The sequence below is a fragment of the Sphingomonas populi genome (assembly GCF_004208535.1).
In the GTDB taxonomy this organism is placed as follows: Bacteria; Pseudomonadota; Alphaproteobacteria; order Sphingomonadales; family Sphingomonadaceae; genus Sphingomonas; species Sphingomonas populi.
In genome coordinates this window covers 71509-95382 of the sequence record NZ_SGIS01000008.1, presented here as the reverse complement: position 1 = coordinate 95382, position 23874 = coordinate 71509, and the positions used below count along the sequence as shown (strand labels likewise).

Here is a 23874-nt window from a genome sequence, read left to right as displayed (position 1 = left end):
TCACTTGTTGACGAAGCTCTGCGTGCGCCATTTGCCGTCGTTCACGCGGTACGAGGCGACGAAATCGTCGGGCCGTGTGCTGGCGTTGGCGCTATCATATTTCGCCTCGATCTTCACCTCCACCTTATTGCCGGGTTGCGCGGCGATTTCGGCGACGGTGTTCTCGAAACGCTTGTACGCGCCGGTGTTGAGATTGGGGAGTCCGTCGCCGATCGGCTTGCCGTTGCCGGGCACCACGTTGAGGCGATTGGTCTGCCCGCCGAAGCGATCGGCGATGAGGTGGAAGCCGACGTCGGACGACCGGCCCTCGTGCCCGATCTGGCTTTGCAGCGCATTGTCGTTGCGGCCGGTGGCGCTGAGTCCGATCGTGCCCTCGGCGGTGCTGACGCGGCCTTTCGCATCGGTGGTATAGGCGTAGCTGCCATATTCGTAGCGCGTGCTGGGCAGCGCGTGATTGGCCGACGCGTTGAATTCGGCGGCGGTGGAGAAGCGCTTGACGCTCGCCTTCTCGGCGGCCTGCGCTGCCTCGTCGCCGTGCTTGGCGACCGCGCCGGCCACGTCGTCCGTGTGCCTGGCGGCGCCTTTGGCGATGTCGGCGCCGGCATCGGCTACCTTCTCGCCGCCGCGGATCAGCCCCTTGGCGGCGTCACCGAGGCCGGGAATGAAACCGACGGCGGAGGCGGCGAGGTTGGTCCAGCCGCCCGATTCGCCGTTCCAGATCTGCCCGACCGCGTGCGCGGTGTCGCGGATGTCGGCAATCTGGCCGGCGATCGGCACGAAGCCCATCGCGACTTGCCCGGCGGTGGCGGACCAGCTCGTATTGCCGGAGAAGTCGCCCTTCACCGCGCCGTCGAAGAATGACCCGATCCCCTCCTGCGAGTCCGGCTGAAGCGCGGCGGCGAACTGGCCGCGCTCCACCGGCGTCATCTGCGCTTCGAGCGCGGCGGTGAGCGTCGCCCCCTTGGCGGCATCGCCGCCGGTTTGCGCCTTTACCGCCGCCGCGAGCGCCGGCGCATCGAGCGCACCGCCGGGGCGGTTGGCGGCGAGCAACCCCGCCGCGAGGTTCGCCGACGTGCTGACGCCGGCTGACGATCCGCCGACGCCGGCGGTGCTGGTGGCTTCGACGCTCATCACGTCCTCCGTTCGTTGGAAATCGGGTCAGGCGATCGCGCCGCGCGCGCCGACATGCGCCACGCGTTCGGCGGCGCCGTCGATCATCAGCGAGGCCACGCCGAACAGCAGGAAGCCGGAAAGCGCGTCGGTGATCTCGCCGACGCTCGGCATCGTGCTGTCCGGGCCGTAGAGCCCACCCGGCCGGGTCATGTCGAGATCGTCCTGCGTCGCCAGCGCGCCGCTGATCTCGGAGGTCCAGCCGCCGGCGCTCTCGTTCAGCACATAGCCGTCGCGCGTCGCGGCATCGAGCGCATAGCCGTTGTGCGACAGCGATACCGAGAGATCGCCAGTCTTGTTCTGGCTGAGGCCGTTGATCTGGAGCGCCTGATCGCCCTTGGTGATCGTCACGGCGTTGGCGACGTACATGCTCGGATTGGCGGCATATTGTTCGGTGTTGATGGTGATCTTGGTGCCGTTGCCGAGCGTGAAGGTCGTGGTGCCCCAGAAATCGAACTTGTGCTCGCCGTTCACCTCGACGTGCGGATCGCCCCAGATCTTCGTGCTCTCGCCGGTGTTGGCATCGTTGATGACCATCTGCGAGTTATTCTCGTCGAGTTGCAGCGAATAGCCGTCGCCGAGATCGATATCGGCCTTGCCCTGGCCTTCCATCGTCGCGGTCCATTCGGCGCCGGGGGTCGGCTCGAATTCCGGCTCGGCGCTTGCCTGCTCGGGCTGCTGCATCGTGCCGCCGCGCAGGGCGAGCAGCATCGGCAGCGCCGCGAAGGCGAAGGCATTGGCGACGAGCGGGTTGACGAAGGTGCCGAGGACGCCGGGGGAAAGCTGGATCGCCTGACCCTCGACGGCGCGGTTCGGCGCGGTCTCCGGGGCGAGCGTGGCCTGGAGCGTCAGGCCGGTGTTGAAGAGCAGGTCCGTCATCATGCCATCTCCTTTTGCCTGGCCCGCCGCTTCCGGCGCGCGGGCGGGTGGGTTAGCGAGCGTCGGTGATCGCCGCCGCCGCGCGTTCGAACGCGGCGCGGACCGCCTCGATATCGTGAGCATTTTCCGGCGCCGCGAAGTCCGCGATCGCACTATCGACCCGGTCCAGCGTGCGGCCGTCGGCGAAGGCGGCCATGTCGGCGGCGACCGCGCCGGCGAAACTCTCCATTGCGCGGTGTAGCGCGCCGACGGCGGCTGGGTTGCCGTTCGGGAACGCCGCCGCGACCGTGTCGGCAAGCGCACGCACGCCATACTTCTCGGCGATGTTGCCGGGCCGGGCGGGGGCGAGCAGCAACTGGCCGGCGATATGGCCGACCACGGCGACCGCGATCGACCGGGCGCTCTCCCCGGCGACGGCTGCGCCACCGCTATCGCCGGCGCGACCGAGCGCGCTGATCTGGGGCGAGGAAATCGGGTCGATCGTCATGGTCTCATCTCGTCGGTTGATGCGAGGATAAGACCATATTCGACGGAGAAAGGCGCTCCGCGATCCGATTAGGCGGCTAGTCGGATCGACTAGCCGCCACCGGATTCAATAATAGCCCGCCGCCCGGCAGAGTCGGAACAGGTGCCGGGTCGTCGGGTGATCCATGCCGAGGTTGGAGGCGACGGTGTAGCGATGCGCGCATTTCGCACGGGCGCTCGCTTCCGAGGCGCTCATCGGTGGTGCGCGGCGCCTGCCGCGGTGTCGCAGGCTGTATTGCGCCGCCGCGCCCCCGGCCCAGCCGGTCATCGCGCCGGGATCGAGCGCGGGGCCGACATCCTGCGCGAAGGCCGGGGTGGACAGGACGGCGATGGCCAGCGCCAGGGCGAGCTTTCGCATATCCCGCCTCACGCCGGCACCAGTCCGTGATCGGTCAGCGCCATGCCGCGCAGATCGAAGCCATAGGAATTGCGTGCGCCCTGCGCGACCGCTTCGGCGACCTTGGGGCGAAGCTCGGGGTTCTTCTTCGCCTGCTCGGCGACGCTGCTCAGGATCAGCGCCTGGATCAGGTTCGCTTCGCTGAGTTGCTGCTTCATCGCGTCGCTGGCGCTGGCGAATTCGGGGGTCGCGCCGATCGCACGGGCGAGTTGGTTGCGCAGGCCGCGCAACTGGCCCGGCGTCGGGTCGCTGGTATCGGCGCGGATCGTGTACCAGGCGGTGGCGAGATACACCGCCAGCGCGTCGGCGACGTCGGTGGTGTGCATGCCATAGCGGCCCATCCACTTCTGCGCCTCGGCCATCACGTCTGTGGTGGCGAGCAGATGTTCGAGCTGGCTGGCACCCTGCGGATCGACCGCGCGCGTCTTTGCGATGAACTGCGCGTAATTGGCTTTGCGCACCGCCGGATCGGGCCGGAACGACAATGCGGCCGCCGGTGGTAGCGGAGCGTCGGACGCGCGCGGCGCGGCGAGCAGGCCGCGCATCGACAGCGGCGCCCGTGCCGCGCGCTGTTCGAGATCGTGCTGGACTGCCGCGCCGGCGGTCCAGCCGACCATCAGGCCGGGGTCGAGCGCCGGGCCGATATCCTGCGCGGCGGCCGGGACCGATGCGCAGGCAGCGGCGAGAATGAGCAGGGTTCGCGGAAAACGCATGGCCAATCTCCAGACGATCGGGGGAATCGTGGCTGAAAAGAAACGGGGCTCCGCGACTTTCGTCGTGGAGCCCCGCGATGAAAACACTTTTGCGGTGAAGCGCTTATTGCTTGCGGGCAGTCGAAGACATGCCTTCGCCGATCGACTTGAGCGCGGTGCTCGCGGCGTTGAACAGGATGCTGAACTGCTGCGACAGCGCGCTGAACTTCGTGGTGATGTCCGGCGTGTCCTTGCTGATCTTGTCGGCCATGTCGTTCATGTCCTGCGCCATGCCGTTGAGCTGCTTGCCCAGCGCCTCGGCGATCGCCATCAGCCAACCGCCCCGGTTCGCGGTCTTTTCGCCCTGCCTGCCGAGATCGACCGCCATGTCGTTGATCGAATCGTTGATGGTGCGCTGCAGGTCGCCCTCCTGCGCCGGGCTGCCACCGAACGCGTCGGAGAAGCCGCTGACCGCTTCCTGCACGTTCTGGAACGCGCCGGCTTCATCGCCCATCGCGCTGGCGAAGGCGCCTTGCGCGAGATCGATGGTCGACTGCGGCAGGCCGAGTTGCTGGCCGAGCTGCTGGATGACCTGCTGGCCGATCGACGACGCGAGCGTCTTGACCGCCAGCGCTGCCCAGCCGGTCGGGCCGGTCGCCAGCATGGCGAGGTTGGCCGGGTTCGTGAACACGTTGGTTATACCACCGAGAAAGCTCATCATGTCCTCCAACGATTGAGGGGCGGGCCTAGGGGGAGTGGGCTTGCCGCCGTTTGCGAAACGTCCGCCGGGTGATCCGACGCCGATCCTTATCCGCGCTTTCGCCGCCGTCCGCCCTCACCGATCCGACTAGCGGCATAGTCGGATCGCTTAGGTCAGCGGGTGGAAGAGCAGGCCGGCGAGTGCGTTCAACTCGCGCACGCCGTCCAGCTCCAGCTTGCGGCACATGTTGTTGAGATGCACCCGCACGGTATTTTCGCTGATCGCGAGCAGCGTCGCGATATCGGCATTGGCGCGGCCCCAGCCGAGGAAGCGCATCACCGCGACCTCGGCTTTGGTCAGCGCGGCGATGCTGCCGAGGTGGCGCTCCGGGATGCGCGAGCGCGGGATGCGGAAGTCGCCGATGCTGCGTTCTTCCTCCTGCGCCCGGTCGTCGGCCTTGCGGAGCAGCCGCATCAACTCACGCAGCCGCGCTTCCTCGTCGGTGTCGATGCTCAAAGCGGGAGCGTTCATCGCGCGAGCACTCCGACGATCTGCCGGGCGACGTCGTTGCGGCTCGCCACCTCGGCGATCACGGCTTGCGCGAAGGCCGGGATCAGCGTGATGAGCAGCAGCGTCGCGGCCCAGCTTTTCAGCGACAGCGACAGCGTGAAGACGTTCAATTGCTGCGCGAAGCGGTTGAGCAAACCGAGCCCCGCGTCGATCACGTAAAGCAAGGTCAGCACCGGCGCGGCGAACAGCATCGCCAGCATCACCAGCCGCCCGAACTCGCCCTCGAACAGCAGCAGGCCGTGCATGTCGAGATCGGGCCAGTCGGCCGCCATCGGCCACACCGCGTAGCTCTGCATGATCGCGCCGACGAAGAGCGACAGCCCGCCCACCGACATGAAGATCACGTTCGCCAGCCGCGCCAACAGCGCGCCGTTGAGCGACGTCTGGTTGCCGCCGAGCGGCTCGACGATCTGGCCGATCGTCGAGCCGATCTTGGCGTCGATGATCTCGCCCGCCGCCTCCAGCGCCCACAGCATCGTGCCGAAGAAGAAACCGATGACGATGCCGACCACCGCTTCCTTGAGCAGCAGCCGCACCCAGCCGAACGCGCCGAGCGTGGCGGGATCGACGTGCGGCTGCATGACGAAGGCGACGCCGCCGAGCGTCAGGATGATGCAGTTGCGGACCGTCGAGGGGATCAGATCCTGCGCGAACATCGGCACCAAAGCGAAGGCGAAGCCGAACCGCGCGGAGGCGACCGCCACCAGCAGCAACTGATCGAACCAGGCCCCGCCGGCAGGGGTCATCCGCGCACCATGCCGGGAAACCCGCTGAAGATCGTGTCGGCGAACTGGTAGAGGCTGCCCGCGAGCAGCGAGGCGGTGACGAAAAGCGTCGCGACGATCGAGAAGAATTTAAGCGTATATTGCAGCGTCTGTTCCTGAAGCTGAGTCGCCGCCTGAATCACCGCGACGAGCAGCCCCACCGCCGACGCCGCGATGATCGGCGGGGCGGAGAGCAGCAACACCAGCCAGAGCGCCTCGACGGTGATGTTGACGATCGAGTCGGTCATCCGCGACGCCTTGTATCTCCGCTCGCGCGGGCGTATCGCTGTACGTCACGCATAGCTCAGCACCAATCCGTGGCTGATCTTCACCCAGCCATCGACCAGGACGAACAGCAGCAGTTTGAACGGTAGCGAGATCGTGACCGGCGACAGCATCATCATGCCGAGCGCGAGCAGGATGTTCGAGATGACGAGATCGATCACCAGGAACGGCAGGAAGATCAGAAAGCCGATCTGGAAGGCGACGGTCAGCTCCTTCATCACGAAGGCGGGGATGACGATGATGAAATCGCTCGCCGAGGCCGCCTGCGTGCCGTTCTTCTGCGCGACGCGCTGTTCGGTGCGCAGGAAGAACTCGCGTTCGGCCGGGTCGCTGTGCTTGAGCAGGAAGGCGCGCAGGGGTTCCTTGGCCTTGTCGGCGGCGGCGAACAACTGGTCGGTCTGCGCGGGCACCTTGGTCGTACCCGCCGACGCCTGCATCTGCTGCATTGTCGGATACATCACGTACAGCGACAGGATCAGGGCGAGTCCGTTGAGCACCATGTTCGGCGGCACCTGTTGCAGCCCGAGTGCGTTGCGGATCAGGCTCAGCACCACGACGATCTTGGTGAAAGACGTGACCATCACCGCGAAGAACGGCGCGAGCGCGAGCAGCACGACGACGACGAGCGCCGAGCCGGGTGTGAATTGCGAGAGATCCATCAGGCGTCACCCGCGATCAGCACGCCGTAGCCCTCGCCGATCGCGACGAGCGTGCCCCGCGCGAGCGGGCGGCCGCTGGCGAGAATGCGTACCGCGATCGCGCCGCCGTCGCTGCCGATCGGCAGCACCGCGCCTTCGCGCAAACCCTGGAGGCGATCGAGCGGGACGACGCTGTCCTCGATCTCGATGGTAAGCGGCACGTTGAAGGTGATGTCGGGCGCGCGCGGCGCATCGACGGGTGCGGCGGCGGGGTCGGTGTCCTGCATCAAAGGCTCCTCAAAGGGGGGCAGGCGGGCACGAAATGGGCGGCGGCGGGGTCGAACCGGCCGGCGAACGGCGGTTGACCGGGGACGTGCAGCGTCGCGGCGAGCGGGGTGCCGAGCAGCACTAGGTCGCCCGGCGCGAGCGCGGCGGCATCGTGCGGGGCGAGCCGTGGGCCGGCGATCCGCACCGCGACGCGCACGCCGACCGCGCCGAGCAATTCGGGGGCGAACTCGGGTGCGGCGGGGTGGAGCGCGAGGCCCGGCGGCAGCGCGAGCAACACACGTTGCCGCGCCGCGCCCGCGTGGAGCACCGTCACATCAATGGCCGGCGCAAGCGGCGGTGTCTCGTCGAGCCGTTCGGGGACGAGCGCGATGCCGAGGCCGAGTTCGATTTCGCGCAGCAACGGCTCGCACGCCTCAAGCGCTTCGGCGGCTGCGGGGCCGTCGTCGGTCAGCAGCCGCGCGTCGCGACCGCCGTCGAGGAGTATGGCGAACGCCGCACCTTCGGCGCAGGCATACCACCAGCGCACCGTCGGCGGGACGGCGGGGATATGCGCGACGAGCGTACCGCCCGTGCAGCGCCGACCCGACAGCGCGGCGGGCACCGTCTCGCGCAGCCGCGCTTCGGCCGGGTCGAGCCGGGGCAGGCGATCGAGCTTCATCGCAGACTCTCCGTGGTGATGGCGGCGGGCGCACCCTCGGGCCAGCGCGCGAGCAGGCTGATTCCGCCCGCAGTCACGCCGAGCAGCATCGTCTCGCCGCGGACCTCGACCATCACGACGCGCTCGGTCTGGCCGAGCGGCATCGCGCGCAAGAAGCGGATCGGGCGCTCACCGCCTTCCTCGTCGCCCTGGAAGCGGTCCTGCCACTTACGCAGGCCTTTCAGCAGCACCCAGGCGAGTCCGAGCACCGCCGCAAGTGCGATCACCACCGCGAACAGGCTGGAGAGGACGGCGCCAATCGTCATATCCCGAACTCCTGTGCATCCTCGCGGTGGAGCGGTGCGTCGCCGGCGCGCGCGCGCTTCGCCCACAAAATGATCTCGGCGATCGCGTCGAACAAAGGCTCGGGGATGATCGCGCCGGTGTCGGCGGTGGCGAAGATCGTGCGGGCGAGGCCGATGTTGCGCACGATCGGCACGCCTTCCTCCTCGGCGCGCGCGCGCATCGCTGCGGCGAGTGGCCCTTCGCCCTTGGCGGCGATCACCGGCACCGGGCACGCGGCGGGATCGTAATCGAGTGCGATCGCGAGGTGGGTCGGGTTGACCAGCAGCACGTTGGCCGTCCCCGCTGCCCCGATCGCATTCTGGTTGGCATATTCCTCGTGCATCTGGCGGCGCTGCTGGCGCAGCAGGGGATCGCCCTCGCTATCCTTATGCTCCTGCCGGATGTCGCGGCGGCTCATCTTGAGCTTCTTGATGAATGTGTGATGCGCGTAGATTCGGTCGGCGAACGCGACGAGCAGGAACACCCCAGTCGTCCATCCGAGCAGTTGCAACGTCACCGACTGGCTGAGTCCGAGCACCTGCGCCGCGACCTGCGGGCCGCTCGACTGCAATGGCGACCAGGCTGCGGCATTGAGCAATTCGCCGAGCGCGCCAAATGCGCCGCGCATCACCAGCACGACGATGCCGAGGATCAGCATCGCCTTGACCAAAGTTTTCGCCAGCTCGACGAGATTGTCCATACTGAACATCTTCTTGAGCCCCTCGACGGGGTTCATCTTGTCGAGCGTCGGCTTCATCTTCTCGGTGGTGAGGATCACGCCCGTCTGGAAGAATTCGGCAGCGAGACCGGCAATCGCGGCAGGCACCAGCGTCATGCCGGCGATGCCGAGCAACAGCCCGAACGCGCTCCAGCCGAGCAGCGGCAAGGTCGTCGCGAACGGCTGCGACACCGCCCGCTCGACTGTCATCGTGGTGAAATCGGCGATCTGGCCGCCGAGCAGCCCGGCGGCGGTGCCGAACAGCGCGAGCCAGACGATCATGCCAAGCGCGGCGCTGAAGTCTTTCGACTTGGCGACGTCGCCTTTCCTGCGCGCATCGCGCAGCCGCTTCGCGGTCGGCTTTTCTGTCTTGTCGCCGCCGTCGTTCTTGTCGGCCATCAATGTGTTCCCTGATCGGGCGCGACAGGACTGTCGCGCCGACTTGGGGCATCGAATCACGCAAGTAATGCGTGATGTTCAAGACTTTGGGGCAGGCAATTCGGATAGAGCAACGGAAGTAAAAATGCCGGATCGGCCGCGTTGGTCAATACAAATGTGACAAGACGCGATGAGACGTGCGGATATTGCGGATATTGCGTTGGCGGAACGATTCTTCGCAAAAATGTAGCATATCTGCAACAGTCAAGGGGAATGCGATGGATGTCGGGGCGCTGGCTCGGTTCGTCGTTAAAAACTGCACGGCCCGTCGACAACGGCTTTCATTACAATCCTTTGGTTGGGTAGCCGCTTGGTCGAGACACATACTGTAACAGGGAAGTTACCACAGGTTACACTGCAGGCAGGGCGCCGCGACGGGCATCGGGCGCTTGGACAAGACGGTTCGGATCGACATTTTGCTGGGTTCCTCAGTTGGATCGGAGATCGCCTCGTGATGAAGAACAGCATTCGCATTGCTGCATATAGTATCGCTGCTTCCGGTTTGATTGCCTTTTCCAGCTCCGTTTGCTTCGCGCAGCCGAAAAAAGACACGAATCTGTTTGAGACGTGTCCGCTCACCGCGAATCTTCGCGTGGCGGACCCGCGCACGCTGAGCGAGTTCGAGTCGCTCGGCGCTTGCCAGGGCGCCATCGTCAGCGAGCCGCGCGATGGCGTGCCCGTGGATGACGGTGTGGTCCGTATCCTCGGTGTGAAGGCGAAGCCGGCGCCGCGCGGCAAGCGCGCCGCGCCGCCGCCGCCCGATTCCACCGATGGCGCGATCACCACCGCGCGCTGGTCTGGCATGCCGCGCCCGTTCGACCGCGAGGTGGTACGTGCCGCCGCTGCCTATCACATCGACCCGCTGTTCCTGCACGCGATCATTCGCACCGAATCGGCCTATCGCCCGGCGGTGGTGTCACACGCGAAGGCGGTCGGTCTCATGCAGATCATGCCCGCGACCGGCACGACGCTCGGCGTGCGGCCAGCGGGCCTGTACGAGCCCGCCACCAATATCGACGCGGGCGCGCGGCTGCTCAAGCGGCTGCAACGCCGCTACGGGCGGGATTTCGGGTTGATCCTCGGAGCGTACAATGCCGGGGAGGGCGCGGTCGCGCGCTACGGCAATCGCGTGCCGCCGTACCGTGAGACGCTCGCGTATGTCGATACGGTGATGGGCCGCTACCAGGCGATGCGCGCCGCGATGGTGGCGACGGCGGGGGGCGCGCGATGAGCGCCGCCGCCCTGTTCCACCGCCTGCCGCGCACGAGCCTGCGCGCCGCCGATCTGATGCTGGTCGGCGCGCTGGTCGCCGTCATCGGCCTGCTGATCCTGCCGCTGCCGCCGCTGGTGCTCGATGTGCTGATCGCCACCAACATGACGGTCGGCGTGCTGCTGCTGCTGAGCACGCTCTACGTCACCAAGCCGCTCGACTTTTCGACCTTCCCCTCGGTGTTGCTGCTGACCACGCTGTTCCGCCTGGCCATCTCGATCGCGACGACGCGGATGATCCTCGGCCATGCCGAGGCCGGCCATATCGTCCGCCAGTTCGGCGAAATGGTGGCGGGCGGCAACCTGATCGTCGGGCTTGTCGTGTTTCTCATCATCACGATCGTACAGTTCGTGGTGATCTCCAAGGGCGCGGAGCGCGTCGCCGAGGTCGCGGCGCGTTTCAGCCTCGATGCGATGCCGGGCAAGCAATTGTCGATCGACAGCGATCTGCGCTCCGGCCTGATCGGCAAGGACGAGGCGCGTGCGCGCCGCCGCACGCTGGAAAACGAAAGCAAGCTGCACGGCAGCCTCGATGGCGCGATGAAGTTCGTGAAAGGCGATGCGATCGCCTCGATCATCATCGTGCTGGTCAATCTGATCGGCGGGCTGGGCGTCGGCATCTTCTCGCACGGCATGCCGGCGGGCGAAGCGATCACGACCTATTCGATCCTGACGATCGGCGACGGTCTCGTCGCGCAATTGCCCGCCTTGTTCAGCGCGATGGCGGCGGGCCTGCTCGTCACGCGCACCACCGACGAGGAGGACGAGCGCGATCTCGGCCCGACCATCGCGCGCCAGATCGCCAGCAAACCGCGCGTGCTCGGCATCGCCGGTGCCTTGTGTCTGTTGCTCGCGATCATTCCCGGTTTCCCGACGTTGGTGTTCATCGGCCTGAGCGCCGCCCTGTTTGCGGGCGGGGCGTGGAACCACCCGACCTCCAATGCGCTGATCCGTGCCCGGCTCGCGCGCTTCGATAGCAGCCCCGCACCGATCCCGACGACGATCGAAGCCAAGCCAGCGCCGCTCCGCGCGGTGCGCCCGCTGGTGATCGAAGTCGCAGCACCCGGTTTGACAGGCGCGCGCGTCACGGCGCTCTCGCTCGCGGTGACGGCGGTTCTGGACCGCGCGCAGGACCGGCTCGGCGTTCCGCTTCCCGCCGCCGAGATCGTGCCGAGTACGGCGAACCCCGGCCAGCCCGGCAAATGGGCGCTGTTCCTTTACGACGCACCGGTCGCGGGCGGCGTGATCGCGCAGGAGGATTTCGAGGCGAAGCTGTGCGCCGAAATCGAGGCGGTGTTGCGACGCCACATCGGGCAGTTCCTCGGGCTGCAGGAAGTCACCGGCATCCTCAACCGGATCGGCGCCGATTTCCCCGATGTCGTCAAGGAAGTGGTGCGCGCCGTGCCCGTCACTCGCATCGCCGAAATCCTGCGGCTGCACGCCGAGGAGGAAGTGCCGATGCGCAACATGCGCGATGTGCTGGAGGCGATCGCCGAGGCCGGGCAGAACGAGCGCGCCGCGATCCCGCTCGCCGATCTCACCCGCGTCGCGCTGAAGCGCTATCTCGCGCCGCCGCACCTGACCGCCGACGGGCGGTTTCGGGTGCTGGTGATCGGCACCACCCTCGAGCGGTTCTGCCGCGACAATATCCGCATGCTCGACGGGGTCGCGCGGCTGGCGATGGAGCCAGATCATGCCCGCACGATGATCGACATGATCCGCCGTGAAGTGGCCGAGAGCGGCGCGCGCGCGGTCGTCACCGCTTATGACCTGCGTCGGCCGTTGCGGCGGCTGCTCGCCGCCGATCTGTTTGAACTGCCCGTGCTGGCGTTCAACGAACTGATGACCGACGTGCCGCTCGACGTGGCTGGCCAACTGGATCGGACGCCGACCGCCATCGAGGATGCCGATACGGTTGGAGCCGCCGAATGATCCGCGCGCTTCGTACCATGTCCGCCTGCGCCTGTGTGCTGCTTGCCACTGCACCGGGGTTCGCGGGGCCGATTCCGTTCACCGCCAAGCCAATCGCGATCGAGGCGCGCGATCAGGATGTCGGCGTGTTCCTCAACCAGTTCTTCGCCGCAGCCGGTCTGCCGGTGGTGGTCAGTACGGGGCTGACCGGCAAGGTCAACGGCCGCTTCACCGGCGCGCCGGCGAGCGTGTGGGCGAACGTGTCGCGTGCGTTCAACCTGGTCGCCTATCACGATGGCGCGACCGTCGCCGTTTATGCCGCCAACGACGTGCAGAGCCGCACGGTCGCGGTGCCGGCCGGCCGGGCGCAGGAACTGGCGGGCGCGATCGCGCGCGCGGGGCTTGGCGACGACAACGATCACGTCCGCGTCACCTCCGCAGAGTCGCTGCTCGTTACCGGCGTGCCCAAATTCGTCGAGCAGGTTCAGCAACTCGCCGCCGCGCTGCCGGTTGCTCAGGGCGCCGGGCAAGGCGCGATCGACCGGATCGCGCCGGCGCGCACCGCCGTGCTCGACGCGGTCGAGCCTTATGAATTGCGCGTCTTCTATCTCAAATATGCGCGCGCCGACGATACGATGCTGACCGCCGCCGGACGCGAGAGCAAAGTGCCCGGCGTCGGCTCGACGCTCAGCAGGATCATGGGCGACGGCCAGCCGGTCGCGGGCTCGATCACCAGCCAATATGGCAGCCGCCAGCTTCGCCAGAGCCAGACCCGGCTCGGCGGGCGCGGGCTCGACTCGGTCGAGCCGGACGCCGGACAGCTTTCGCAGGCGCGGCCCTATGACGACGAATATCTCGGTCTGCCGCCGGGCCAGCCCGGCACTGCGTCCCCGCCCAACAGCCCGAATGGCCGCTACGTCCAGTCGGGGCCGCGCATCAGTATCGATCCCTCGCTCAACGCGGTGATCGTGCGAGACCGGCCCGAGAATATGCCCGCTTACGAAGGGCTGGTGCGCGCGCTCGATATCGCGCCGCAGGTCGTCCAACTCGAAGCGACGATCATCGATCTCAACATCGACAAGGCGCGCGAGCTCGGCATCAACTGGCGGGTCCAGAGCCAGGGCTTCAACGCGCTGTTCGGGGGTGACCTCACCACCCGCACCGGCAATGCGGCGACCGACATCGCCAACACCGGCGCGGCCAACGCCGGCCTGTCGCTTTCCAGCGTGATCGGCGCGCACCGCGAGCTGATTTCGCGGATCACCGCGCTCGAACAGAAGGGTGCCGCGCGGATCGTGTCACGGCCACAACTCGTCACCTTGTCGAATGTCGAGGCGGTGTTCGATCGCACGCAGACCTTCTACGTCCGCGTCGCCGGCGACCGGCAGGTCGATCTGTTCAACGTCACGGCGGGCACGGTGCTGCGCGTCAACCCGCACGTTTTGAGCGAGAACGGAAGCCCTCGCATCCGCATGGTGGTGGCGGTGCAGGACGGCACGATCCTCGACAACCGGGTCGATCGCATTCCGGTCGTGGAGAACGCCAGCGTCAACACACAGGCGCTCATCAACGAGGGCGAGAGCCTCTTGCTCGGCGGGCTGACCGTCAACGCGAAATACGATGCCGAAAGCAAGATCCCGATCATCGGCGACATTCCGGTGCTGGGCAATCTGTTCAAGACGCGCTCGAAATCCTCGTCGCGGATCGAGCGTCTGTTCCTCATCACGCCGCGCGTCGTGCGGCTCGACGACCTCGCGCCCGCCACCAGCGTTTCCACCACCACGACGCCCCTCGCGCCCGGAGCAAAGCCATGACTCTCGTATCCCGTGACGCGGTGCTGCGCATCGTCGGTGGCCGGCTCGCCGGCAAGGAATATGCGCTGACCCCGGGCGCGCGGCTGCGCATCGGCCATGCCCTGGCGAGTGACGTGGTGCTGCGTGGCGCGGGGACGCGCGATGCGTGCGTCGAATTGCGCGTCGAGGCGGATGCGGCGGTGGTGCATGTCGTGTCCGGGCGCATCGAGTTGCTCGGTCGGCCGCTGGAGGTGGGCGAGGAAGCGATGCTGCCCGCGTATCTGCCGTTCCGCTTCGGCGAATTCCTGGTCGCGCACGGCGCCGCCGGATCGCCGCGCTGGGCGGAGGCGGAGCGCATGGGTGAAGGGCGCTGCGCCGCGCCGGTCGCGCCGCTGCCGGTGCCGCGCCTCGGCGACCGGCTGCTCGCCAACGCCCGCGCGGAGGCGGCGCGGGTGGTGGATCGCTTCGGCGTGCGGCGGCTCGCGCTCGGTGCCGTCTCGGCGGTTCTGCTGACCGCGGCGGTGCAGCCGGTCGGCGCGTTGATTGCAGACCGCGCACACTCGCCCGAGGCGCTCGCGGAAACGCTCGAGCAGGGCGGCTTTCACGGCCTCAAGGTCGGCGCCGATCCGGTTGGCGGGCTGATCGTCCACGGCGCGGTCGCGCGTGACGGGGATCTCGCGCGGCTGCGCACGCTGGTCGCGAGGCGCGACGTGCCGGTGGTGCTCGACGTGACCTCTTCGGCAGCGCTGGCGACTGCGGCTGCAGACGTTTTGCAGGCGCAAGGTGTGCAGGCCAAGGCCGCACCGGCGGGGGTTGGCGGCATCGTCATCACCGCCGCCTATATGCCCGCCGATCGGCAGGACCAGTTACGCAAGCTGCTCTCGAACGACGTGCCGGGGCTCCAGCGCGTCGCGTTCCGCACCGACGATGCGCTCGGCGACAATCCGCTGCAAAGCTATTTCGCGCGTAGCGGCGCGGGCCTCGCGACCGTGGTGGAAGACCCCGGCTACATCGCCACCGCCGACGGCTCGCGCTGGTTCCCCGGCGCGACGTTGCCGACCGGCCACAAACTCGTCGCGATCGCGGAGGGCCGCGTCCGCTTCGAAAAGGACGGCCGTTTCGAGGACATCCGTCTCTGACGCAATTCCAAGGAGAAGTGCCATGACCATCAACACCGGAATCAACCTGTCGAACCTCGCCGCCGCACCCGCGACCGGCCGTAGCTTCGCCAAGACCGACGAGTCCTCGAACAACTGGTTCGAGGCGTTCGCCAACGCCTGGGGCCAGGCGCTCGACAAGCAGGCGGCGGTGATCGAGCAGCAATCGGGCGGAATCAGCGACGGCGGGGACAATCCCTCCGAGATCACCAAGCTGACCGCCGAATCGATGAAGATGAGCTTCCTGTCGGAAAGCTCGCACAGTTCGATCGAGAGCGTCTCCAAGTCGCTCGAGACGATGGCGCGGAAATCCTGATGAGCGTCGAAGCGATCGCGGCGAGCGTCGCCGCACCGCCGCCGCGCGTCACCGATCTCGGCCCTGCCATGCCGCAGGCGCCGCAACTGGGCACGCAGGTGCAGTTCGAAAGCGCGATGCACCAGGCCACCGCACCGCAGGCGGTAGCCGCCAGTCACGATGTACCGCCAGCGGTGAAGGGGATGCTCGACACGCTCGACAAGGTCGACGGCGAGGCAAAGGGCATCGCCGACTACGCGCGCGGCGCAGAGCAGTCCGACGGCAAGCTGACCCCTGGCGAGATCGTGCAACTGACCATGCGCTGCCAGGAATTCGCGTTCCACGCGCAGCTTTCGTCGAGCATCGCCAACCGCAGTTCGGACGGCATCCAGCAGCTTTTCCGCCAGCAGGGCTGAGCGGGAAGGGAGAGGAAGACGATGACGAAGGCATTTGCTGCTTACCGCCGCTGGATGGCGTTCGCCCTGTTGCCGCTGTTGCTGCTTTCGGCGTGCGGCAAGCAGGAAGTGTACGGCAAATTGAAGGAGGCGGAGGCGAACGAGATGATCGCCGTGCTCCGTTCCGCCGATGTCGACGCCAGCAAGACGACCGGCGCCGACGGCAACTGGAGCATCGCGGTTGCGCCCGATCAATTCTCCCGCGCGGTGCAGGTGCTGCGCTCGAACGGGCTGCCGCGTGACGACTTCGCGACGCTCGGCACGATTTTCGAGAAGAAGGGCTTCGTCTCCTCGCCGGTCGAGGAGCGCGCGCGGCTTATCTACGGGCTGTCACAGGAACTGAGCCACACCGTCAGCGAGATCGACGGCGTGGTCGAGGCGCGCGTCCACCTCGCCATCCCGCAGCCCGATCCGCTGTCTGAGACGATGAAGCCTTCATCGGCGGCGGTGTTCATCAAATACCAGCCGGGCTTCGACGTGCGCAGCCAGACCGGCGCGATCAAATCGCTCGTCACCAATAGCATCGAAGGGCTGAGCTACGACAAGGTCTCGGTGGTGATGGTGCCGAGCCAGATCGCCGCGCCTGCGCCGGCGATCTCGGTGGAGACGTTCGATACGCCGCTGGCGCGGGTGGTGCTGATCGCGGCGGCCTTGGTCGCGGCGGCGGCGGCGCTGTTCTGGCCGCGGCGGCGGCGCGCCACGACCTTGCCGGTGCCGGCCGAATGAACGGCACGCATGCCCGTTCTCGGCTGGCGGCGAGCGCGGCGCTCGCACGGCGGCTCGATCCGCGCGCGCGGCGTGGCGTGGCGCTGATCGGTGAGGCGGCGCGCACGCCGCCGACGTTCGCCGATCTCGCCGTCTGGCCGCGCTGGCCCGCGCTGGGCGAAGTCGAGTGCGGCCGGATATTCGCGCTCGCCGCGCTGGTCGCCGGGCGCGACCGGCTCGCCGAGGAGATCGATGGCGAGCGGCTGCGCGACTATGCCGCGATCGTTGGCGAAGATGCGCTCGAACGCGTGCTTGCGCTCGCGCCCGGTGGCGACCGACGGCTCGCCGCGCCGCCCGCGCTGAGCGCCACGGGTCGCATGCTCGCCGAACAGGCGCTGCCGCGCGCGCTGGCCCAGCGGCTTGGCCGCTCCGCCACCGATCTGCCGCAGGGCGACGCGTTCGTGCGTGCGGCCGAGCGGATCGCGGAGGAGACTGCATGACCTTCTACCTGCTCCACAATGACGGCGCGGCGCTGATCGCGACCGACCGGCCCGTGATCCGCGCCGCCGACGCGGGTGCCATCGCCGAGGCGCGCGACCTGCTCACCGCGATCCACGATTATGGCGCCGATAGCGCTGCGCGTATCGCGATCGAAACGCAGGCGGCGGTCGAGCGCGGCCGTGCCGAGGGCTTCGCCGAAGGCCGCGCCGCCTTCGCCGCTGCCATCGCCGAACTGGCCGCGCAGGCCGCGCGCGACGCTCGTGAAAGCGAAAACGCGTTGGCCGCGCTCGCGCTCGCCGCAGTACGCCAGATGCTGGGCGCCATCGGCGACGAGGTGGTGATGACCGGCATCGCGCGCCGCGCGGTCGCTGCGGTCACGCCGGGCGGCGTGATCACGGTCGAAGTGCCGCCGACGCTCCAGCAGCCGGTGCTTGCGGCGCTCGCCGATCATCATGGCGAAGGCGAGGTTCACGTCATCGCCGACCCTGCGCTCGAAATCCACCAATGCCGTGTCAGCGGCGCCGATGGGCGTATCATCGCCGATCTCGATGTGCAGATCGCCGCGCTCGCTGAACGCTGGGAGCTGGCCGATGTCGCTTGACGGGGCTGGTCCCGAAACGCGGCTGAGCCAGTTGTTCGACCGGCTCGACGCCGCGCCCGCCTTCGAGCAGCGCGGGCGGGTTAAAGGTGCGATCGGCACCGCGATCCGGGTGAGCGGCATCACCGCGCGGATTGGTCAGACGTGTGCATTGCTCGACCGTGCCGACCAGCCCGCCTTGCTCGCCGAGGTGGTCGGCATCCACCAGGGTGAGACCATCCTCGCGCCGCTCGGCGATTTGCGCGGGCTGTCGGTCGAGACCGAGGTGGTGGTGCGGCTCGGTGAAGATAGCGTGCCGGTCGCGGAAAGCTTGCTCGGGCGCGTGCTCGATGCGCGGTTGCAACCACTCGATGCCGCGCCGGCGGTGCGCGGGGAATCGACTCAGCCGCTCTATGCCGATGCGCCCAACCCGATGCAGCGTGCGCGGATCGATCGCCAGATTGAAACCGGGGTGCGTGCGATCGACGGCGTGCTGCCGATCGGACGCGGCCAGCGCATCGGCGTGTTTGCCGCCGCCGGCGGCGGCAAATCGACCCTGCTCGGCACGCTCGCGCGCCAGACCGAGGCCGACGCGATCGTTATCGCGCTGATCGGCGAACGCGGTCGCGAGGTGCGCGAGTTCATTGAGGACAATCTCGGCGCGACCGGCCTCGCGCGGTCGGTGGTGATCGTCGCCACGTCCGACCGGCCCGCGCTGGAACGCGTGCGCGCCGCGCATGCTGCCACCGCCATCGCCGAGGGGTTCCGCCGCGACGGCAAGCATGTGCTGTTGCTGATGGACTCGGTGACGCGCTTCTCGCGCGCCTTGCGCGAAATCGGCCTGTCCGCCGGCGAGCCGCCGGTGCGGCGCGGCTTTCCGCCTTCGGTGTTCGCGGAGTTGCCGCGCCTGTTCGAGCGCGCCGGGACCGATGCCGCCGGCGCGATCACCGGCATCTACACCGTGCTGCTCGAAGACGAGGAGGATGATCCGGTCGGCGAGGAGGTGCGCTCGCTGCTCGACGGGCACATCATCCTGTCGCGCAAGCTGGCGGCGCGGGGCCATTATCCGGCGATCGACGTGCTGGCCAGCCAAAGCCGTCTGACGACGCAACTGGTCTCGTCCGAGCAACAGCGCGCCGCGACGGGCTTGCGCGCGCTGCTCGCCAAGCTCGACGAGATCGAGCTGATCGTCCAGGTCGGCGACTACAAGCCCGGCCAGGATGCGCTCGCGGATCGCGCGCTGGCGATGCAGGCCGCGCTCGACGAGTTCCTGCGCCAGCGCACGCACGACCGCTGCGAGCTGGTCAAGACACAGATCATGCTGAGAGGATTCGAGCCATGAGCGGCCAGATCGACAAACTCAAAACCTTGCTGCGGTTGCGCCGCCGCGACGTGGACCGCCGCGCGCGCGAAGCGGCGCTTGCTGCGGCTGCGGTCGCAGCCGCCGAGGCAGCCCGAACCGAGGCCCAACGCGCCGCCGCGGCCGCGCGGGCGCAGCGCGAGCGCGCATTCGCCGATCGGCTCGGCGCGCCCGCCGACGCGCATGTCGCCGAATATTGCGGTTCGTGCGAGCAGCGCGTTCGTGAAGCGACCGACGCGATCGGCCATGCCGAACGCGCGATCACCGAGGCGACCGACCGCGCCGCTGCGATCCGCCAGCACTTGCGCCGCGCCGAGCTGCGGCTGGAGGCGCTCAGCGCGCGCTTGCGTGAGGTGGTCATCAAACACCGGCGGTCGGTCGAGCGCCGTCTCGCCGATGGCCACGCGGTTGCTGGAGACATGGCGTGGGCGTGAGCACGGCGACCGCTGCATTACCGCCGCTTGCCGCGCCACGCAGCACCACGGCCGCTTCGTCCGGCGGCGAGGCGGCGGCTAAGCGCTTCGGTGAGAGTCTCGGCCGGCAGGCAGCGGAGCAGCACGCCGGCGCAGCGCAGCCACCCGCCGAAGCCCTGCCGGCCACCGCGACGCCGCCACGGTCGGCACGCAAACTCCAATCGACGGTCGTGCCCGGGGATGCGATCGCATCGTTCCCGCTGCCGGTCCCGCGACACACTCGCGAGGAGAGCAACGCTGCGCTGGCATCGCCCGGCATGGTCAAGACCGCAGCCGCACCACGGGCAGACGCCACGCCATCGGCCGGCGCACCTGCACAGCCGAACGTGGAGGCGAGCGTCGCCGACCGGCTCGCGCTACCGCCCCCGGGCACCAGCGAGACGCAGCTCACCTTCCACGATGCGCGGACACCCGTCCGCGACGTGCTGGTCGTGCAAAATCCGGTGGGCGCGCTTTCGGTGGACATCAACCTGAGCCGGGACCAGTCGCACGGCACCGCCGCCACCGACGAATTGCGTCGCCGCCTCGCCGCACGCGGCGTCACCGTCGCTGCGATGTCAGTGCGAACCGACGGCTCGTTCGGGTAGCGCGTGCCGCCGCAAGCCTATGTATCGATAAGCCCTGCGACACGCTGAAAATGGCGCGCGACGTATCCTTGGCGCGTTGGGCAGAGAAGGGCATCTCTCCGCCGTCGTTCCGTTAGTGCGCGCCCGCGTTCGGAGTACCCCAATGCCGCCAGAGTGAACGGCGGCGTCGCCCGGAACAGGCGTGAATAGCTCGGCATGGGATGGTCCCTTGCAGACAGCATTTGCTGCGGAAGGCATCCCCGATACCGAGATCGCGCGCGGTTTCCCGCTACCCGACACGGTCGAGCATCACCGCCCGCTGTGGGAGCGGGCGGTGTGCCATCTCGGTTGAAGCTGTCTCAGCTTGCCTTCGGCGCGTCGCAGGCGCCAACGCGCTTGCCGGTGACCTGGGTCTTGGTGGTCACCTTGCCGCCGCCCGCCGGACCGCCGGGCATCGCCGGCATGGCCATCGTCGATTCGCTCGTAACGTCATAGCTGGTGCTGGCGAAGTTGCCCGACATGGATGCCCGCATCTCACCCGCCGGCATGCCGGGCGTACCCTTGCACACCAACGTCCCGCTCATCTTGCCGCCGCCCATCTCAAACTTTTCATACGTGCAGTTCTTGGCCGCACCGAGCATGTCCTGCGGCGGCTTTTCGGCCTGTTCGGGCGTGAGGCAGGTCTCGACCTTCTGCGCCTTCATCTGCTGCTTCATCGCCGTCACCATCGCCGGGGGAAGGCCTGGACCCTCGACCGACAGAATCGCGACCGTCGTCTCCCACTTGCCGGGTTCGAGCTTGACCGCATTTTTGGTAGCCGCCGCGACGTCCGCGACGGAGGCATTCTCAGCCTTGACGGTCGGCTTCGAGTCGCAGGCCGCCAGCATCGCGATGGCGGGCAGGATGATCGTCAGACGCTTCATACATATCTCTCCCAGTGCAAAACGACGAACTCGGGTCGTTTCCTCTTCGTAACGTCGGGAGGCGCCGTGAGGCTCCCGACCGGCACAGATTTTTTTCGTTCGGCCGGATGAAAAGAGCGTGTCGGAAGCTGGCGGAACCCTTTTTCAGTGCCGCGTATGTGCGCGCGCTACCATCCCGATCCACCGCCGCCACCGCCGCCGCCGCCGGAGGACCCGTCGCCGGACGAGCCGCTGGAACTGCTGCTGCTACTGGAACTGCTGCTGGAGGTGCTGGGCGACGTCGCGGCCGAAGCGATGGTGGAGGTCAGCGCGCTGCCCGTCGCGACCGCGAAGGCGCTGGAATCCGACCAGGGTCGCGGGTTGTTCCCGACATACCAGTCGCCGGTGGCGTTGGGCTGGCCGTCCATGCCGGCCGTGGCCATGATGTCGGCGAAGCGTTTCGCCCAGCGATTCTCCACCTCCAGCGCCATGGCATAGGGCAGATAGCGTTCGAACAGCGCTGCGGTCTTTTCCGGCGGGTTGAGCGTGTCCAGCCGGTCCTCCTCCGCCACGGCAAGATAATGGCGAAAGCCGCGAATGCCGTCGCGCAGCACCCATCCGGCCGGGGTGGGCACCACCAGCAACGCGCGGGTCACCAACAGGAAGGGGATGGCGAGCAACGGAACGAGCAGGGGGAGGGGGTTGCCGCTGACAAAGCCCAGGAAGATGAGCGTGCAGCCCAGCAGAACCGTTGCCAGTGAGATCACCCCGGTGACGATCCAGTTCAGGGTCTTCACGCCCTTGCGCAGCCTCCGGCGGCGCTGGCGGGCCAGCAGCATGAGCAGAACGCGGCCGATGACCATGCCGCCGACGAGCCCGGCGAGGGTCCAGGGCGAAATCCGTGGACTATCCAGCAACGCCGTAACCGCCACCGCCAGCATCAGGCCGACGATGAGAATCCGTCCCAGCAAGCGTTTGCGGGGTTCCTCGGTAAAGGTGTGGCCTTCGCCGTACTGCGCCTCGAGTTCCTCTGCCAGGCTGCGGCGCGCGGCGGTCAGTACGGCGTGGTTGGCCTGCGTCAGCACCACCGACTTGCGCGATTTGAACAGCCGCCGGGCCATTTTCTCTTCCGCCGGGGGAAGATCGGCGCCGCCGTCCACCTGCTCGAGCCGCTGCCCGGCGTCATCGTCCACGATCCGTAGCCGCACGCGCACCGCGGTATCGACCACCGCTGCGGAAAAGGTGCGATCGTCGAAATCCTTGCGCCAGACATAGCGCACCGCAGCCGCAGACAGGCCGTCGGGCGGCGAGAACAGCGGCACGAGCGGACGAGAACCGGAGCGGCGCCGCGCCCGCCACAAGGCATGCGCCCAGTAAGCGAGCATGGCGATCACGCCGATGGTGGCGAGCAGCATCGCGCCCCAATCGCTCAGCCACCAGCCGAGCTTGTCCAGCGCGTCGGGCGCGGCGACGACGCCCTTGGGCCAGGCGGCAGCCACGGTGAACCCCTCCATCGCCTCAAGCCGCCGTGTGGTGCGAAAGACGATCCGGCCCGGCCGTTCTTCCACCACTTGCGCGTCAGTGGCGGTTGAGCCCTGTTTGCCGGTATACAGCGCCCGCTTCCCGAACGTCACTGGCTTCGGCAGCGTGATCCTTGCCTCTGCGCGCTCGATCGGGAAGGTCCAGCCATTGCCGGTGGCGTTCCAGTAAAGCTCGTCGACATCGGAATAGAAACTGAGTTGGCGGGTCGTGCGATAGTGGATGCGATAGACATGCTGACCGGGCGTCAGCAGCGTATCCGCGTGGCCGATCCGCACCCGCTCGCCATTGTCCATGCCGAGGAGCGTATAGGGTTCGGGGCGGCCGTCGCGCGCCACGTCCACCACCCGGAAGCCGACGGCAACCAGCCGGCCCCCCGGACCGCGATAGCGAGTGGGGAAATCGCGCTGGATTCCACGTTTGATCTCATCCCCCTCGGAGACGATGTGGATCGTTTCGACCACGTCCAGCGCGCCATCCGCGCGCACCGTGACGTCGCTGAGGAAATCGGTGATCCGCTCCTCGGCGCGCGCGGGCATCGCGACCAGCAGCGCGAGCGCTGCGATCAGCGTTGGCAGGGTCCGCACGCTCAGCGCACGCTGTCGAAACGGACCGGCGGGGCGCTGGCGATAGCGGGGTCCGCATCCTCGAAATACTGTTCCTCGCGAAAACCGAGTGGACCGGCGACGAGCAGATCGGGGAAGGACGCGACACGCGTGTTCAGATCGCGCACGGTCGCGTTGTAATAGCGCCGGGCGCTTTGTAGTTCGGTCTCGATCGCGGACAGCTCGGTCTGAAGCGCGCGGAAATTGGTATCGGCCTTCAGCTCGGGATAGGCCTCGACCACCGCCATCAGCCGGCCGAGCATGCCGCCCAGCGCCGCATCGGCACGGGCGGCATCCTCCGGGAGGGCGGCTTTCACCGCGTCCGACCGACGGGCCGTGACGGCGTCGAGCAGATCGCGTTCATGCGCGGCATAGCCCCGAACCGTGGCGACCAGATTGGGTACGAGATCGGCACGGCGCCGCAATTGCACGGTAATGCCGCTCCATCCCTCGCGCACGAGCGCGCGGGCGCGCACCAGCCGGTTGTAGATCAGGATGAAGAAGAGGCCGGCCAGCGCTACGAGCGCGAGTGCCGGCCACAAAGCAGTATATGTCACGTTCGCTCCCGCAAAGATCGCGCCGACGCCAACCGGCTGTACTCGTTGGGGATAACGCTCCAGCCTCGGATGTCCACAGCCGCTGGTTGGACGCGACCGGCTTCGCCGCACGCAAGGGTTTGCCTCCCGCCGCTGTGGCATGGTCTCGCGGGTGATGCTCCGC

General features: G+C 67.9%; 30 protein-coding genes. 13 read left to right on the top strand and 17 right to left on the bottom strand.

Annotation, left to right across the window (positions count from 1 at the left end; translation table 11 throughout):
- From EWE75_RS07220 to EWE75_RS07160, 14 genes are all read right to left on the bottom strand, one after another.
- Entirely contained in the window at positions 1 to 1131 is a 1131-nt protein-coding gene (locus tag EWE75_RS07220; protein WP_130155986.1) for a DNA/RNA non-specific endonuclease, read from the bottom strand.
- 27 nt (positions 1132 to 1158) lie between these two features.
- The gene (locus EWE75_RS07215; RefSeq protein WP_165388288.1) at positions 1159 to 2049 is read right to left on the bottom strand and encodes a DUF1521 domain-containing protein; all 891 of its coding nucleotides are present in this window, start codon (positions 2047 to 2049) and stop codon (positions 1159 to 1161) included.
- A 52-nt stretch (positions 2050 to 2101) separates the two neighbouring features.
- Complete coding sequence (locus EWE75_RS24925) at positions 2102 to 2536, bottom strand: hypothetical protein (RefSeq protein ID WP_165388287.1); 435 nt, start codon at positions 2534 to 2536, stop codon at positions 2102 to 2104.
- A gap of 105 nt (positions 2537 to 2641) precedes the next feature.
- Positions 2642 to 2932, bottom strand: a complete 291-nt coding sequence (locus EWE75_RS07210) for a hypothetical protein (protein ID WP_130155984.1) — start codon at positions 2930 to 2932, stop codon at positions 2642 to 2644.
- Positions 2933 to 2940: 8 nt separating this feature from the next.
- A complete protein-coding gene (locus tag EWE75_RS07205) occupies positions 2941 to 3684 on the bottom strand; it encodes a DUF6683 family protein (protein WP_130155983.1) in 744 nt (247 codons plus the stop codon).
- A 103-nt stretch (positions 3685 to 3787) separates the two neighbouring features.
- A complete protein-coding gene (locus EWE75_RS07200) occupies positions 3788 to 4381 on the bottom strand; it encodes a hypothetical protein (protein ID WP_130155982.1) in 594 nt (197 codons plus the stop codon).
- Between the two features lie 150 nt (positions 4382 to 4531).
- The gene (locus EWE75_RS07195) at positions 4532 to 4894 is read right to left on the bottom strand and encodes a helix-turn-helix domain-containing protein (protein ID WP_231708261.1); all 363 of its coding nucleotides are present in this window, start codon (positions 4892 to 4894) and stop codon (positions 4532 to 4534) included.
- Positions 4891 to 5679, bottom strand: a complete 789-nt coding sequence (gene sctT, locus EWE75_RS07190; RefSeq protein ID WP_130155981.1) for a type III secretion system export apparatus subunit SctT — start codon at positions 5677 to 5679, stop codon at positions 4891 to 4893. Before sctT ends, EWE75_RS07195 begins: the two co-directional genes overlap by 4 nt.
- Positions 5676 to 5945, bottom strand: a complete 270-nt coding sequence (gene sctS, locus EWE75_RS07185; RefSeq protein ID WP_130155980.1) for a type III secretion system export apparatus subunit SctS — start codon at positions 5943 to 5945, stop codon at positions 5676 to 5678. Before sctS ends, sctT begins: the two co-directional genes overlap by 4 nt.
- 45 nt (positions 5946 to 5990) lie before the next feature.
- Positions 5991 to 6641: a type III secretion system export apparatus subunit SctR gene (gene sctR, locus EWE75_RS07180; RefSeq protein WP_130155979.1), complete on the bottom strand. Its 651-nt coding sequence runs from the start codon at positions 6639 to 6641 to the stop codon at positions 5991 to 5993.
- Positions 6641 to 6907, bottom strand: coding sequence for a FliM/FliN family flagellar motor switch protein (locus tag EWE75_RS07175; protein ID WP_130155978.1), 267 nt, complete (start codon positions 6905 to 6907; stop codon positions 6641 to 6643). The genes sctR and EWE75_RS07175 overlap by 1 nt, the downstream gene beginning before the upstream one ends.
- Entirely contained in the window at positions 6907 to 7566 is a 660-nt protein-coding gene (locus EWE75_RS07170) for a hypothetical protein (protein WP_130155977.1), read from the bottom strand. The genes EWE75_RS07175 and EWE75_RS07170 overlap by 1 nt, the downstream gene beginning before the upstream one ends.
- Positions 7563 to 7871: a FliO/MopB family protein gene (locus EWE75_RS07165; protein ID WP_130155976.1), complete on the bottom strand. Its 309-nt coding sequence runs from the start codon at positions 7869 to 7871 to the stop codon at positions 7563 to 7565. Before EWE75_RS07165 ends, EWE75_RS07170 begins: the two co-directional genes overlap by 4 nt.
- Positions 7868 to 9007, bottom strand: coding sequence for an EscU/YscU/HrcU family type III secretion system export apparatus switch protein (locus EWE75_RS07160; RefSeq protein WP_130155975.1), 1140 nt, complete (start codon positions 9005 to 9007; stop codon positions 7868 to 7870). The genes EWE75_RS07165 and EWE75_RS07160 overlap by 4 nt, the downstream gene beginning before the upstream one ends.
- Positions 9008 to 9638: 631 nt before the next feature.
- Between EWE75_RS07160 and EWE75_RS07155 the strand changes: the two genes are divergently transcribed.
- The 13 genes from EWE75_RS07155 (at position 9639) to EWE75_RS26045 (ending at position 20460) form a co-directional block, all read left to right on the top strand.
- Positions 9639 to 10277: a lytic transglycosylase domain-containing protein gene (locus tag EWE75_RS07155; protein ID WP_165388286.1), complete on the top strand. Its 639-nt coding sequence runs from the start codon at positions 9639 to 9641 to the stop codon at positions 10275 to 10277.
- Positions 10274 to 12247, top strand: coding sequence for a flagellar biosynthesis protein FlhA (locus tag EWE75_RS07150; RefSeq protein ID WP_130155973.1), 1974 nt, complete (start codon positions 10274 to 10276; stop codon positions 12245 to 12247). Before EWE75_RS07155 ends, EWE75_RS07150 begins: the two co-directional genes overlap by 4 nt.
- Positions 12244 to 14040 carry a type III secretion system outer membrane ring subunit SctC gene (gene sctC, locus EWE75_RS07145; RefSeq protein ID WP_130155972.1) on the top strand — a complete coding sequence of 599 codons (1797 nt, stop codon included), beginning with the start codon at positions 12244 to 12246 and terminating at the stop codon, positions 14038 to 14040. The genes EWE75_RS07150 and sctC overlap by 4 nt, the downstream gene beginning before the upstream one ends.
- The gene (locus tag EWE75_RS07140) at positions 14037 to 15158 is read left to right on the top strand and encodes a hypothetical protein (protein WP_130155971.1); all 1122 of its coding nucleotides are present in this window, start codon (positions 14037 to 14039) and stop codon (positions 15156 to 15158) included. The genes sctC and EWE75_RS07140 overlap by 4 nt, the downstream gene beginning before the upstream one ends.
- A gap of 22 nt (positions 15159 to 15180) precedes the next feature.
- Entirely contained in the window at positions 15181 to 15492 is a 312-nt protein-coding gene (locus EWE75_RS07135; protein WP_130155970.1) for a hypothetical protein, read from the top strand.
- Positions 15492 to 15887 (top strand): hypothetical protein, encoded by a 396-nt coding sequence (locus EWE75_RS07130; RefSeq protein WP_130155969.1) that lies wholly within the window; start codon positions 15492 to 15494, stop codon positions 15885 to 15887. The genes EWE75_RS07135 and EWE75_RS07130 overlap by 1 nt, the downstream gene beginning before the upstream one ends.
- A 21-nt stretch (positions 15888 to 15908) precedes the next feature.
- Positions 15909 to 16652 (top strand): type III secretion system inner membrane ring lipoprotein SctJ, encoded by a 744-nt coding sequence (sctJ, locus tag EWE75_RS07125; protein ID WP_231708260.1) that lies wholly within the window; start codon positions 15909 to 15911, stop codon positions 16650 to 16652.
- The gene (locus EWE75_RS07120) at positions 16649 to 17131 is read left to right on the top strand and encodes a hypothetical protein (protein WP_130155968.1); all 483 of its coding nucleotides are present in this window, start codon (positions 16649 to 16651) and stop codon (positions 17129 to 17131) included. Before sctJ ends, EWE75_RS07120 begins: the two co-directional genes overlap by 4 nt.
- Positions 17128 to 17733 (top strand): FliH/SctL family protein, encoded by a 606-nt coding sequence (locus tag EWE75_RS07115; protein ID WP_130155967.1) that lies wholly within the window; start codon positions 17128 to 17130, stop codon positions 17731 to 17733. Before EWE75_RS07120 ends, EWE75_RS07115 begins: the two co-directional genes overlap by 4 nt.
- The gene (locus tag EWE75_RS07110) at positions 17723 to 19051 is read left to right on the top strand and encodes a FliI/YscN family ATPase (protein WP_130155966.1); all 1329 of its coding nucleotides are present in this window, start codon (positions 17723 to 17725) and stop codon (positions 19049 to 19051) included. Before EWE75_RS07115 ends, EWE75_RS07110 begins: the two co-directional genes overlap by 11 nt.
- Positions 19048 to 19503 carry a hypothetical protein gene (locus EWE75_RS07105; protein ID WP_130155965.1) on the top strand — a complete coding sequence of 152 codons (456 nt, stop codon included), beginning with the start codon at positions 19048 to 19050 and terminating at the stop codon, positions 19501 to 19503. The genes EWE75_RS07110 and EWE75_RS07105 overlap by 4 nt, the downstream gene beginning before the upstream one ends.
- Positions 19500 to 20129 (top strand): hypothetical protein, encoded by a 630-nt coding sequence (locus tag EWE75_RS07100; protein WP_130155964.1) that lies wholly within the window; start codon positions 19500 to 19502, stop codon positions 20127 to 20129. The genes EWE75_RS07105 and EWE75_RS07100 overlap by 4 nt, the downstream gene beginning before the upstream one ends.
- Before the next feature lie 208 nt (positions 20130 to 20337).
- Positions 20338 to 20460, top strand: a complete 123-nt coding sequence (locus EWE75_RS26045; protein ID WP_282432671.1) for a hypothetical protein — start codon at positions 20338 to 20340, stop codon at positions 20458 to 20460.
- A gap of 7 nt (positions 20461 to 20467) precedes the next feature.
- Here the strand turns inward: EWE75_RS26045 and EWE75_RS07095 are convergent, their stop codons facing one another.
- The 3 genes from EWE75_RS07095 to EWE75_RS07085 form a co-directional block, all read right to left on the bottom strand.
- On the bottom strand, positions 20468 to 21031 hold the full coding sequence (locus EWE75_RS07095; protein WP_130155963.1) for a DUF3617 domain-containing protein: 564 nt from the start codon (positions 21029 to 21031) through the stop codon (positions 20468 to 20470).
- A 167-nt stretch (positions 21032 to 21198) separates the two neighbouring features.
- Positions 21199 to 23136, bottom strand: coding sequence for a DUF2207 domain-containing protein (locus tag EWE75_RS07090; RefSeq protein ID WP_130155962.1), 1938 nt, complete (start codon positions 23134 to 23136; stop codon positions 21199 to 21201).
- A 2-nt stretch (positions 23137 to 23138) separates the two neighbouring features.
- Positions 23139 to 23711, bottom strand: a complete 573-nt coding sequence (locus tag EWE75_RS07085) for a LemA family protein (RefSeq protein WP_231708259.1) — start codon at positions 23709 to 23711, stop codon at positions 23139 to 23141.
- Positions 23712 to 23874 lie beyond the last annotated feature (163 nt).